Origin of the sequence: Peterkaempfera podocarpi (genome assembly GCF_042466665.1) — a bacterium.
Taxonomy (GTDB): Bacteria; Actinomycetota; Actinomycetes; order Streptomycetales; family Streptomycetaceae; genus Peterkaempfera; species Peterkaempfera podocarpi.
Genome location: NZ_CP162102.1, coordinates 4,961,795 through 4,974,292 on the forward strand (window position 1 = coordinate 4,961,795; position 12,498 = coordinate 4,974,292).

The window sequence follows — 12,498 nt, forward strand, 5'->3', positions numbered from 1 at the left end:
TGATCCCGATGTCTCTGTGCGCGGTCGTGCCACCGAGGATCCGCGATTGTCGTCCGAATCCGCCGTCAGGCTGACAGAGGACAGCGACCCAGGCGTCCGTCGCCTGGCTCAGCGACACCCGGCTCCACCGTCGGTGGCCCTGGTGCCCTTGCTCCTCGACGAGCCCAGCGCCATGGACGCCGCACAGAATCCGGTGATCCCGGCAGCCGTCATGCGTCAGATGATTGAGCTGGCCGCGCCTCACTGTTCCGGGTGAGCCGAGGCCGGCAGGGCGCCTCAGCCGGTGCCGTTTCCTGCACGTTTTGTAAAGCTGCGCGTCAACCGGAATGGCGCATTCACCGCAGGAGACCGCAGGACTGATCACAGACCTGGCGGGGTAGCGCTGGGACGTGTTCCACGCCAGGCCCAATGAGCGCACCAGCGTGGAGGTGCGGTCAGGCGGCGTTGCCGCTTCGGGTAGGCCAACCCTTACGCCGGCGGTCGCCCCCATGACCGGCGCCCAGCTCGCTGTCGAGGCGTTCGGCGTGCGGGATCGCCGTTCGCCGTACGGCGACGATGGCGGCATCGTCGTCGAGGGCCCCGCCGGTGTGGACAAGAAGGTCTCGTCGGATGCGTTCGATGAGTTCCTCGGGACTGCACTTGGTCCACCGGGCGAGTCGCTCTTCCAGGGGGTAGAAGGCGCCGCTGCTGTCGCGGGCCTCTACCAGACCGTCGGTGTGCAGAAGCAGAGTGTCACCGGCCTCGAACGAGAAGGTGTGAGAGGTGCGGATGTCTTGCTCCAGCTCGCACATGCCCAAGGGCGCTGCCGGGGAGCTCGGGATACTGTTCACCTGGCCTCGGCTGATGAGCAGGGGCGGCGGGTGCCCGCAGTACGTCAGCTGCGCCGAGGAGTCGTGGTCGGGGATCTCCAGCAGCAGCGCGGTGATGAAGTGCTCCTGAACATCATCGTCCGTCCCCGGGTACTGGGTCAGGTAGCGGCACGCACTGCGGTCCAGGGCGCTGGCAAGTGCCGGAAGCGTGACGTGCTGGTGAGCAGCTTCCTGGAATGCACCCATGAGCCCGGCCGCCTCCCCAACCGCAGCCAGTCCTTTCCCCCTGACGTCACCGATGAGCACGCGCGTGCGGTCGCCGATGCGAGCCACGGCATACAGGTCACCACCGATATGTGCCTCCTTCGCGGCGGCCAGGTACGTGCACGAGAGGTGCAGGGAACCGAGTCGGCGGGGCAGCGGGCGTAGCAGCGCCCGTTGCGCGGCCTCGGAAACGGACCGCACGTGGGCGAGCTCAGCCTCCCGCCGGCCACGCACCCAGCAGACGATCACCGCCAGGATCGAGAGGACCGCGAGCCCAACGATCTGGCTGATGTGGTTGGTCGTGGTCAGGCCTCCGTGGAAAACCGCGATGACTACCTGAGCCGCCACCGCCAGGACACCGATCAGTCCGGTCAGCCACGCTCCACCGAACGCCACGGTGATAGCGGGGGCTACGACCAGCAGTGGACCGAGGTGGACAGATTCCGGAGTCTGGATGTCCACGACAGCGATCGCGATGATCAACCCGATGGGCAGCAGCACCAGAGCCCGGGTGGCGTGCCACCGCTGGCATGTGACGGCGAAGTGTTGCTCAAGGTGCATATGTCCAATGTGCGCCTTTCCTGTGTGGGGCGCCGCGCCCGTCCGGCTCGCCGGCCCTCGGTCTGCGATCCGCCCGCGCGGTGGGCTTTTGCGCGTCCAGATCGGCTTTTCTGGCCAGTCCGGCAGGTCGTGCATGTCGCGGTCTGAGCCTGGCAGCGTCACCGCTGCCGTCGGCTCGGCGGGAGAGCGGCGGTGACGTGTACGGCGACACGCCACGCGGCTCGTCAATGTGGGGGACGTCTCCGTACCGGCGCCCCGCAGCGTCACGCGATGGCCAGTCCCGACATGGCACGGGATATATCGGGCAACCGACCGCTCGCGACATATGAGGCAACCCGGATAAATCCGGGTCGACTCATCAAATTTGTTCGTTTGTTCATCGGGCGTTCATCATTCCTAATTCGTACATCCGTGCGGGTGGGGAATTTTGACCCCTCGCAGATCAGGACGCCAGGGGCGAAGAGCAACTTTGACGGGGCAGGTTCTGCGATCCGGTCGAGAGTTGAAAAGGGTGGGAGTCTGTTGGTGAATTCGGCATTTCAACGTCAGCACACGGCCGGCCACGGACGTGGGCTGCGCCACTTCGCGCTAGCGGTGTCGGCGCTCACGGTGTCGGCGCTGTCCGTGGGGACGTTCACGGCGGGGGCTGCGTATGCCGACGACGGCACCACGTCTCCGGGTGTGGCTTCGGATATTCGCATCAGCGAGGCGTACCCCAACGGTGGCAAGGTCGCCGGTGGCCCGGCCAACGACTACATCGAGCTGACCAACAACGGCACTGGCCCCGAGGACATCTCCGGGTGGGTGTTGCGTGACGACAAGGACTCCGACAACTTCGTGATCGACTCCGGCACTGTGATCCCCGCCGGGGGCCGTGTTGAAATCCAGGTCGGGGATTCCAAGCACGCCGGCAACTACGGTCTGGGCAACCCCGCCGACGCCGCGCGCCTGTACCTCGCTGACGGCACCACTCTGGTCGACCAGATGTACTGGAATGCGGCCAACGCCTCAATGGGTAACGGCTTCTCCCGCTGTGCGAGCACCAGCGGAGTCATGGACGTGGTCGATGTCCCCGTGACCCCCGGCGCCGCCAACGACTGCCCCACCCCGGCCGAGGTGACCACGGACATCCAGTCCCACCTCAAGGTCAACGAGATCGAGGCCAACGGCTCGCCGGACTGGATCGAGCTCTACAACTCCGGCCCGGCCACCCTGGACCTGTCCGGGTACTACTTCTCCGACAACAGGGCCAGCGACAGGGATGTACAGCCGGCCGGAACCTATATCGCCCCCAGCAACTGGTTCTCCTACAGCCCGACCTTCGGGCTGGGCAAGAGCGGTGATGACGCGGCGATCGTTTTCCCGAACGACGTTGACGTCGACCGCTACAGCTGGAACACCTCGATGAACGAGATCGCCCGCTGCCCCGACGGCTCCGACAACTGGGCCACGCCCACCACGCTCACGCCGGGCGCCGCCAACGTCTGCGACGGCAGCACGCCCCCGCCCGGGGGTGACGGCGGGACCGGCCTCACCGCTCAGGCGTGGCCCGGCCCGCAGGACGTGACGACCGCGGACGACACCGACTTCGGGCAGAACATGTCCGGCCTGTTCTACGTGCCTGGCGCCACCCCTGCCCAGGACTACATGTGGGGCGTCGAGAACGGTGACTCCGGTTCGCCACTGAACACCGGCCAGTCCAGCCTCTTCAAGCTCGTTCAGGACGCCAGTGGGAACTGGGGGCCGGCCACCGGCTGGGAGAAGGGCGTCAAACTGCACTACCCCGACGGCAGCGGCCAGCCCGACTCCGAAGGCGTCACCGCCGTGGGCGGCAAGGCGTTCATCTCCACCGAGCGCGACAACTCCAACAACAACGTCTCGCGTGTCTCGATCCTGGAGTACGACCCCAGCCGGATTGCCGACGGCGCCCTGAACGCCACGACGGAGTGGGACCTCGAGCCCGACTTCAACCTGGCCTCGGGCGATGCGAATGCCGGCTTCGAAGCCGTGACGTTCATCCCGGACAGCTACCTGGTGGCCAACGGTTTCAAGACCGATGCCGGCGCCCTGTACGACCCCAGCCAGTACGGCGACCACTTCGGCGGTGTCTTCGTCGCGGGTCTGGAGAAGGACGGCAGTCTCTACGCGTACGTCCTGCAGGCCGACGGCGCCTTCCAGCGTCTGGCCGCATTCTCCAGCGGTTTCAGCCAGATCATGGACGCCGCGTGGGACCCGTCCCAAGAGGCCCTCTGGCTGGACTGCGACAACGGCTGCGACGGCCAGACCTCGATCGTGAAGCTCGACACCACCGCCGGTGACACCAACCAGGGCCACTTCCAGGTCACCACGGTCTACAACCGGCCGACCGGCGGGGCCAACATCAACAACGAGGGCTTCACCGTCCAGCCGCCCAGCGAATGCGACCCGGCCAGCAACACCCGCTCGGTGTGGTGGTCCGACGACGCCGACGACGCCGGCCACGCGATCCGCACCGCCAAGGCGGACTGCAACACCCCGATCGCGGGCCAGGTCGGCGCCACGGTCACGGTCTCGTACACCCAGCAGGACACCGCCACTCCGGCCGTGACGAACGCCTCGGGCGCCTACACCACTCCGGTGACGGCGAACTTCCTCTGTACCAACCAGGACGCCGTCCTGCAGCAGCCCTGCCCGGCCCCGGTCGACGTCACCGCCACCCAGGCCGCGACCACGGTGGCGAGCCTGACCGACACCCTCGGAAACGTCTACACCGTCGCCCTGCCCGCGATCACCATCAACAGCTACGCCACCTGGAGCCCCTCGGAGGTCTACAACACCGGCGACACGGTGGGCTACCAGGGCAAGCTCTTCCGGGCGTCGTGGTGGACGCAGAACCAGACGCCGGGCAACCCGTACGGGCCGTGGCAGGAGATCGCGACGACCGAGGACGGCACCCCGGTGTGGACCGCGTCGAGGATCTTCGAGGCCGGTGACATCGCCGTCTACCGGGGGCGGACGTACCAGGCCAAGTGGTACACCCGCAATCAGACGCCGGGCGACCCGTACGGGCCGTGGACGGCAATCGGGTGACCGGGTGACGGTCGCCCCGTCGAGTGAATGACCGACCGGACGGATCCCGGCCCCGGCCCCGGCAGGGGCCGGGATCCGTCCGCACGTCGCGTCGACTCCACGGCCGCCACGCTCCGTGCCGTGTCGCGTTCATCGGGTAGAGCGAGGGCATGACTCCTTGGGCGTGCCCGGACCGGAATGCACGGTTCAGCCGACTGGCGCGGACACGCCCCGCACACCTAGGAGCGGCTTCCAGCGGACGTGCGGGGTATCGGGGCGGTGCGGTGGTCAGCGCCAGTCGGTGTCGTGGCTGAGGCGGTGGTGGTGGGTGTTGTACTGGTCGACGGTGGCGATGGTCTTGCCGTTGGGGATGGCTACGGCCCAGGCTTTGTAGGTGGTGCCGGGGACGGTGGCGGTGGTGGCCTTGAGGTGGGTGCCGTCGGTGAGGGTGACGATGGCGTAGGCGACGTTGGGTTCGGGGTTGGCGACCATGAGGCGGGTGCCGGTGGTGCCCTTGTCGTGGAGGCCCCAGAGGCCGAGTTCTCCGGCGGGGTGGGGGTCGTGGGTGCCGGTGACGGGTTGGCAGTCGGCCCAGGGTCCGCCTTGGTGGTCGATGCGGACTCCGTTGATGGTCATGCGCTGGCACAGCAGTGAGGTGCCGGGCACTGTGGTTCCGTCGGGGAGGGTGGGCGGTGTGAAGCCCTTGGGCAGTGTCCGGTGGAACTCCAGCGCCACCGACCAGCGCTGACCGTGCAACACCGCGTCGCCCACCTTGGTGGTGACCGTGCCGGGTGTCGGCGTGGGGCCCGCTGTGAGTGAGGCCTGCGGCGCAGGGCTGACGGTACGGTGCGGCCCCAGAAGTGGAACCGCCAGGCTGATCGCGAGTACACAGGCGGCGGCGGCCACGGTGGCCGCGCCTGCGCGCCGGCGCTTTCTGCGGGCGCGTCCGGCGGTCAGAATCCGGTCGACGGGGGCGGGGGACGAGGGGTGGGCGTCGAGTGATCGGGCGAGTGCGGTGCGCAGCCAGTCGTCCGGGTCGTGGTCGCGTGTCATCGTGCGTCTCCAACGCGGCTGGGCAGGTAGTGGGGGGCGAGGGCCGGATGGGTGCGCAGTTTGGCCAGGGCCCGGGACGCCTGGCTTTTCACGGTGCCGACCGAGCAGCCGAGGATGTCCGCCACTTCCTCGCAGGACAGGTCCTCGCAGTAGCGCAGCACCACGACCGCCCGCTGGCGCTCGGGCAGGTCGGCGAGCACACGGGCCAGGGCGTCGTGGGCGTCCACGCCGCCGGCACCCGCCCCGTCGTCGTGGACGGGGCGGGTGTCGGGCAGCGTCGGAAGAAGGAGATGGGCGATCCTGCGGCGGCGATGGCGGCTGCGGTTGGTGTTGACGAGTGCCCGGCGCACATAGTGCTCGGCGAACTCGGGCTGCAGCCGCTGCCAGTGCGGGTAGACCCGGATCAGCGTCGTCTGCACCAGGTCCTCCGCTTCGTGGAAGTCCCCGGTCAGCATGTACGCGGTGTGGGTCAGCGCCCGCCATCGCGCGGCGACGAACGCTGAGAACTCCATGCGCGGTCCGTCGCCTGCGGCCCGGCGGTCAGTTGGCTGCACGGCAGGAGTGCCCGTCCTTCGTCTTCGGTGGTCAGCGCCAGTCGGTGTCGTGGCTGAGGCGGTGGTGGTGGGTGTTGTACTGGTCGACGGTGGCGATGGTCTTGCCGTTGGGGATGGCTACGGCCCAGGCTTTGTAGGTGGTGCCGGGGACGGTGGCGGTGGTGGCCTTGAGGTGGGTGCCGTCGGTGAGGGTGACGATGGCGTAGGCGACGTTGGGTTCGGGGTTGGCGACCATGAGGCGGGTGCCGGTGGTGCCCTTGTCGTGGAGGCCCCAGAGGCCGAGTTCTCCGGCGGGGTGGGGGTCGTGGGTGCCGGTGACGGGTTGGCAGTCGGCCCAGGGTCCGCCCTGGTGGTCGATGCGGACTCCGTTGATGGTCATGCGCTGGCACAGCAGTGAGGTGCCGGGCACTGTGGTTCCGTCGGGGAGGGTGGGCGGTGTGAAGCCCTTGGGCAGTGTCCGGTGGAACTCCAGCGCCACCGACCAGCGCTGACCGTCCAGCCGGCCCTTGCCGATCACCTGCGTGACCACCTGCGGCGCCTGATGCCGAGCGGAGGCAACCGGCTGCGCCTTGACGGAGACGGGTGCGGAAGCGGGCGCGGCGGCCGGGTGCACGGCCGGACCCGATGTGGCCGCGACCGCGGAGGCACCGAGTGCGACCCCTCCGACCGCGACCACGGTGGCGGCCGCTGCACCGACCTTCCTGGCAAGACTGAGAGTCACGGAGCGTTTCTCCTTCACTGTGCCGCCCGGCGTGAGGCGGGGCGGTCCTGGACGGCCGGCACACCGGGCCCGCGTGCCGGCCTGCGGTGGCCACCGGAAGTGGTGGCCGCCGCTCGGACGTCCGCCCGTAGGTACTCCCAAACGCTGGACGTGGGTTGCACGCCCCCGGAAACATCGATGACAGGTGCATCCGATGCATCCGAGCGTGCCCGAGGAGGAGTTGCCGGCACAGCCCCCGGCCCGCTGCGGGCGTGGCTCCGTGCTGCCGCGCGGGCTCGCGGTCATGCCCGGTCGCCGGGATCCGGCCGCACCCCTGGGTACGCATGCTCACCATGAGCACTCCGCGCAGACCCGAGCGCCTCGGTGGCAGACCGGCCACAGCGCACCACGTCTGGTACGCCGCGTACGGCTCCAACATGCATCTGCAGCGGCTGCTGTACTACCTGGCCGGCGGCAGGCCGCCGGACGGGGCGCGGACCTATCCGGGCTGCCGGGATCCCCGGCGCCCGGGCCGGATGCTGCCGGTGGTGCTGCCGGGGCGGTTGTACTTTGCGCTGGAGTCCGGGGCGTGGACCGGCGGCATGGGTTTCTACGACCCGGGGGACCCCGGTGAGATGCCGGCCCGGGCCTATCTGCTCACCGCCGGGCAGTTCTCCGACCTCGTGGCGCAGGAGATGTACCGCATGCCCGGTGCGGATCTGGATCTGGCCCAGGTGTCGGCGACGGGGCGTGCCCAGCTGGGTCCGGGCCGGTACGAGACCCTGGTGTGCCCCGGGCTGCTGGACGGCTACCCGGTGCTGACCTTCACCGCGCCGTGGCGCAGTGGGGAGGTGGAGTGGCGCCCTCCGGCGGCCGCGTATCTGCGGTATCTGGCGTCCGGGCTGGTGGAGGCCCACGGCTGGCCGGTGGGGAGGGTGGCGCGCTATCTGAGCAGCCGCCCGGGGGCGGCCGGCTGCTGGCGGCCGGAGGAGGTTGCGGCGCTGATCGCGGACCTGGATCTCCCTGTGGGCCGACCGGAGGGCTCCCGGCGCCCTTGACGGGGTTGTGTTGGTGAGCACACGATCGGATCCCGGGCGGTTGTCGGCCGGGGTCGCCTCCGGCGAGAGGAGCCGGCTATGCGCGGTGTCCCGCCTTCCTCCGATCCTCCCCCCTCTCCGCCCTGCTTCGGGTCCGTGGTGGTCCTGCGGGGCGAGCTGGATCTTGTGAGCGCTCCGCTCGTCGACCGGCTGCTGCGGGAGGCCACCGACGGCCATCCCGGCTGCGATCTGCTGGTGGATCTGCGGGAGGTGACCTTCGCCGACTGCGCGGGGCTCGGGCCGCTGGCGAAGGCGGCCGGGCGGGCGCGTCGGCGGGGTGGCACCGTGACGGCGATGGTCACCGAGCCCCGGGTGCTGAAGCTGCTGGCGCTGACCCGGATCGCGGAGGTGATCGGGGTGCTGCCGAGCCTGGACGCACCCCGTGCGGGAGTGCTGCCGGACGCCGTCGGACCACTGCCGGACACCGTGGGGCTCATATTGACGCCGGAGACCGAGGACGCCGGGGAACCCGGGAAGGGGCGGGAGACCCCGCTGGGCAGCCCGGGACGGGAGATCGGGACGGTCCAGCAGACCGGGGCCGCCGGGTCGGGACCGGTACGGGGGCGCGCGGGCAGGGGCGGCGTGGCGTTGCGGTGAGGTTCCGGGGGCCGCAGCCGGGCTGTGGGGAGCCAGTTGCCGTGGTCGCCCACTCGCCGGGAGCACCGGGAGCACCGGGAGCGCCGGGAGCGCCGGAGGTGCCGGGAGTGCCGGAGGTGCCGGGAGCGCCGGGAGTGGAGCTGCTGGTCGCGGCGGGACCGGCAGTCGCGGGGTCGGTGCCGTCCCAGCCGGGTGTGGCCGACGGTCCGCCGGTCAGCGCCGCCCGCCCCTGCTCGCTGCTCCGTACGGCGCTACGGCCCGGGACGGCGGCGGTCGATCGCCGTGCAGCGTGATGCTGACGGGGCCAGCCGCAGGGTTGGTGCCGAGCTCCTGGGGGTCACGTTGGGCGAGGCATGGCTCGGCGGGCTGCCGGTGCTCCGGCGGCCGTGATCCTGACCCGCCGGGGTCGGGCCGCTCACCGTCCACCCCGCCACCGGCCGGTACATGAGACCCGGCCGCCGCACCCGGCCCGGCCTTCGGCGGTCCGTGCGGGTCGGCACCGCTGGGGGCCGGGCAGGCCTGTCCGGCGCTGCGCAGTATGCCCGCCGAGGTGGCCCGCCCGGACCGCGCCGACCCCTGCCTTCATGCTGACAGCCCGTCAAATATGTTCTCCCGGTGGAACGTTCACCCCGCATATGACGGCACGGCATGGTAGAAAGCGGGACACGCGGGGAAAACGCACGCTCGGAGGGGAGGCCGGGGTGGGGGAGGCCGTTGTGGTGCGCCAGGCCGGGCTGACGGACGTCGCGGCCGCCGCCGAGGTCTGGTACGCCTCCCACCTGGTCCGCCGCAACGGCAGGGCGCTGCCCAAGGAACGCCACGATCTGGCCCTGGCCCGGATGTCCGACCCCTCGGGACTGCTGCTGATCGCCGAGGACTTCGGCTCCCCGTACGACCCCGGACCGGGCGGATCCCTGCCGCCGCCCGTCATCGGCACCATCCTCGGCGAGGCCGGCCGGGAGGACGACGGCTCCGGACCGCCCGTCCCCGGCCTGCTGCACCTCGCGCTGCTCTCGGTGCACCCCGACCACTGGGGACGGCATGTGGGCCGACTGCTGATGGAGGGGATCATCGTCCGCGCGTCCGCCCTCGGCTACCGCCGTGCCCAGCTGTGGGCGCACGCCGACAACGCTGTCGCGGGCCGCCTCTACCGTGCGACCGGCTTCCGCCGTACGGGCAGGGCCCGGATCGACGACTGGGGGGAGCTGGTCGTGCACCACCAGCGGGAGCTGCAGCCCGGCTCTCCCGGCTGACTCATCCCCGCTGCCGGGCCGCGGCGTCGGCGACGGCGTCCGCCACCGGGGTGCCGCCGGCCACCAGTTCCAGCGTGAGCCCCGCGGTGTCGGGGGCGTCCAGCAGGGCCTCCAGCACGGCGGCCACGTCCTCGCGGTCCACCTCGCCCGGCCCGGTGGACTCCGCCAGCCGGACGCGACCACTGCCCGGGCCGTCGGTGAGGCGGCCGGGCCGCAGAATCGTCCAGGCCAGACCGGCGCGTGCCCGTACCGCGTCGTCGGCGGCGCCCTTGGCCCGCAGATAGGCGCCGAAGACCGGGTCGGCCCCGTCGGCGGCCCGCGCGTCCGCACTCCTTGAGGAGATCATCAGATAGCGGCGCACTCCGGCCTCTTCGGCCGCGTCGGCGAGCAGCACCGCCGCATCCCGGTCCACCGTCTCCTTGCGGGCCGCGCCGCTGCCGGGCCCGGCGCCGGCGGCGAAGACCACCGCGTCCGCGCCGGTGAGCAGTTCGGCCACCGCTGTGACGGAGGACTTCTCCAGGTCCTGTACCAGCGGTTCGGCGCCGACCGCCCGCAGATCCTCGGCCTGGGCCGGATTGCGGATGAACCCGGCCACCGAGTCTCCACGGGCGGAGAGCCGCCGCTCCAGTCGTAGGGCGATCTTCCCGTGTCCGCCGGCGATGACGATACGCATGGTCGCGAGCCTATGGTCTGCGCCCGGGATCCTCATCCGGGACCGCCGCCCGCGTCCCGCCCAAGCGCTCCCCCCACCGGGCCCCCGGCACGCCCCCCACCGGCCTCCCGGCACGCCTCGCCCCGCCCCCCGAAGCACCCCGGTCGGCCGTACGGTAGGCGGCGGCGTTGGTCCGGAGGGGTGATCGTCGGGCGCGCCGTCCGGCGGATCAGTCCGGAGGCGCGAGCCGGGCCTGGCGAGGCACCGCGAGAGCGGTGGTGTCGGCGAACTCCCGTACCGCGCTGGTCCGGCTGACCACCCGGCCGCGGTGCACCACCAGCCGGCTGTGCCCGCCGGACAGCGCCCCGGTGAGGCTGTCCCCGCGCACCGCGAGCAGCTCCGCGGGAAACCCCGCCTCCACCCGCACCTCGGGCAGGCCCAGCACCGCGCGGGCGTCCGAGCTCACCGCGGCGTAGGCGGCCTCGGCGTCCAGCGCCCCGGTCGCCGACAGCAGGAAGGCCGCCTCCAGCGGGTCGGCCCGCCCCACCGGGTTGCTGGGGTCGCGCAGCGCCCCGCTGCCGGCCGCCACCGCCACTCCGGCGCGCCGCAGCATCCGCGCAGATGCGGGCCGGAAGGCGGGCGCGGGGGTCCCTCCCGGCTGCGGCGGCGCGCCCGGACCGGGATCGGCGCCCGTGCCCGAGCCGGTGCAGGTGCCGTTCTGGGGCAGGCAGACCACGGCCACGCCGGCGGCGGCCAGCCGGTCGGCGCAGTGGGCCGCGGTCTCGTGGGGGAGCCGGCCCAGCCGGGTGCACGGGCCGATGGCGGCGCGTGGCCGGACCGCGCCCAGCGCCCCGGCGAGCCGGGTGAGCCGGGCGGGGTCTCCGCCGTCGGTGTGCAGGTCCACCGGGCAGCCGAACTCACCGGCGATGCCGACCAGCTCCTCCACATATCCGGCCGGGTCGGGGTCCAGGTCGGGGCAGCCGCCGACGGCGTGGGCGCCCATCTTCAGCGCCTCCCGCAGCAGACCGCGCTCGGTCTCGCCGGCGGCGCCGGTCAGCACCCGGGGCATCGCGACCGTCTGGAGCTCCACCAGGCCGAGCAGTGCCCGGCGGGCCTGGAGCAGGGTCTCCAGCCGGGTGAGCCCGTGCACATCGCCGATCCGTACATGGGTGCGCTGGGCGGTGGCGCCGTAGCCCAGGCCGGTGAGGGCGGCCTCGGTGACCCGGCGCAGCAGGGCCTGGGAGTCGTCCGGGGGAGGGCCGGGCAGTGCGGCGGAGAACGCGGCGTCCAGATGGGCGTGCGGTTCGCTGGGGGCGGGGAGCAGCAGATAGCCGCGCAGGTCGACGCGGGGGCCGGGCGGGGTGGTCCCGGCCGGCGGGGGCGGCCCGCCGAGGCTGCCTGCGGTGCCCACCGCCTGGATGCGGTCGCCGCTGATCCGGACGTCGACCACCCGGCCGTCCAGCAGCCGGGCCCCGGTCAGCAGCAGGGCGGTCGGCGCGCCGTCCGATGGCATCCCCGGCTCCTTCCCGCCGTCCGCGGTGTGCGGCTGGGCCGAGCCTAGGCGGCTCCCGGCGGCCACGGCGGGAGGCGGTGATTAGTCGTACCGGTCCGGGGCGTGCGCCGGCGGACGCCACCTCTCTGGCCTGCGATCTTCCGGGCGGGATACGGATTTCACCTTCGGCCCGGAACCGTGTAATCTCTTCTTCGGCCCGCCCCAATAGCTCAGTCGGCAGAGCGTCTCCATGGTAAGGAGAAGGTCTACGGTTCGATTCCGTATTGGGGCTCTGGTGAACAGGTTCGTCCTGGTCATCTAAGCGGTGTAGCTCAGTCGGTAGAGCAAGCGGCTCATAATCGCTGTGTCACCGGTTCAAGTCCGGTCACCGCTACCCCGCGTAGCCGGTCGGGGGGAC

10 protein-coding genes and 2 tRNA genes are annotated in these 12,498 nt (G+C 71.5%); 6 read left to right on the forward strand and 6 right to left on the reverse strand.

The genetic code is table 11. The features are described 5' to 3' along the window. Positions 1-434 precede the first annotated feature (434 nt). Positions 435-1,574, reverse strand: a complete 1,140-nt coding sequence (locus AB0761_RS21825; RefSeq protein ID WP_377270784.1) for a PP2C family protein-serine/threonine phosphatase — start codon at positions 1,572-1,574, stop codon at positions 435-437. Between the two features lie 741 nt (positions 1,575-2,315). Between AB0761_RS21825 and AB0761_RS21830 the strand changes: the two genes are divergently transcribed. Next, positions 2,316-4,703, forward strand: coding sequence for a lamin tail domain-containing protein (locus AB0761_RS21830; protein WP_377270786.1), 2,388 nt, complete (start codon positions 2,316-2,318; stop codon positions 4,701-4,703). A gap of 267 nt (positions 4,704-4,970) precedes the next feature. On the opposite strand, the gene AB0761_RS21835 is transcribed toward AB0761_RS21830, so the two are convergent. From AB0761_RS21835 to AB0761_RS21845, 3 genes are all read right to left on the reverse strand, one after another. Then, the gene (locus tag AB0761_RS21835) at positions 4,971-5,735 is read right to left on the reverse strand and encodes a hypothetical protein (protein ID WP_377270787.1); all 765 of its coding nucleotides are present in this window, start codon (positions 5,733-5,735) and stop codon (positions 4,971-4,973) included. Then, complete coding sequence (locus AB0761_RS21840) at positions 5,732-6,247, reverse strand: SigE family RNA polymerase sigma factor (RefSeq protein WP_377270789.1); 516 nt, start codon at positions 6,245-6,247, stop codon at positions 5,732-5,734. The genes AB0761_RS21835 and AB0761_RS21840 overlap by 4 nt, the downstream gene beginning before the upstream one ends. Before the next feature lie 73 nt (positions 6,248-6,320). After that, on the reverse strand, positions 6,321-7,010 hold the full coding sequence (locus AB0761_RS21845; RefSeq protein WP_377270790.1) for a hypothetical protein: 690 nt from the start codon (positions 7,008-7,010) through the stop codon (positions 6,321-6,323). A gap of 332 nt (positions 7,011-7,342) precedes the next feature. Between AB0761_RS21845 and AB0761_RS21850 the strand changes: the two genes are divergently transcribed. The 3 genes from AB0761_RS21850 (at position 7,343) to AB0761_RS21860 (ending at position 9,936) form a co-directional block, all read left to right on the forward strand. Next, positions 7,343-8,047, forward strand: coding sequence for a histone deacetylase (locus tag AB0761_RS21850; RefSeq protein WP_377270791.1), 705 nt, complete (start codon positions 7,343-7,345; stop codon positions 8,045-8,047). A gap of 78 nt (positions 8,048-8,125) precedes the next feature. Next, complete coding sequence (locus AB0761_RS21855) at positions 8,126-8,683, forward strand: STAS domain-containing protein (RefSeq protein ID WP_377270792.1); 558 nt, start codon at positions 8,126-8,128, stop codon at positions 8,681-8,683. A 701-nt stretch (positions 8,684-9,384) separates the two neighbouring features. Continuing rightward, positions 9,385-9,936, forward strand: a complete 552-nt coding sequence (locus AB0761_RS21860; RefSeq protein WP_377270794.1) for a GNAT family N-acetyltransferase — start codon at positions 9,385-9,387, stop codon at positions 9,934-9,936. A gap of 1 nt (position 9,937) precedes the next feature. Here the strand turns inward: AB0761_RS21860 and AB0761_RS21865 are convergent, their stop codons facing one another. Both AB0761_RS21865 and AB0761_RS21870 read right to left on the reverse strand, forming a co-directional pair. Then, positions 9,938-10,609: an NAD(P)H-binding protein gene (locus tag AB0761_RS21865; protein WP_377270796.1), complete on the reverse strand. Its 672-nt coding sequence runs from the start codon at positions 10,607-10,609 to the stop codon at positions 9,938-9,940. Positions 10,610-10,817: 208 nt separating this feature from the next. Then, positions 10,818-12,101, reverse strand: a complete 1,284-nt coding sequence (locus AB0761_RS21870) for an amidohydrolase family protein (RefSeq protein ID WP_377270797.1) — start codon at positions 12,099-12,101, stop codon at positions 10,818-10,820. 198 nt (positions 12,102-12,299) lie between these two features. Between AB0761_RS21870 and AB0761_RS21875 the strand changes: the two genes are divergently transcribed. Then, positions 12,300-12,372, forward strand: a tRNA-Thr gene (locus tag AB0761_RS21875). 29 nt (positions 12,373-12,401) lie between these two features. Beyond that, positions 12,402-12,474 (forward strand) — tRNA-Met (locus tag AB0761_RS21880). Positions 12,475-12,498 lie beyond the last annotated feature (24 nt).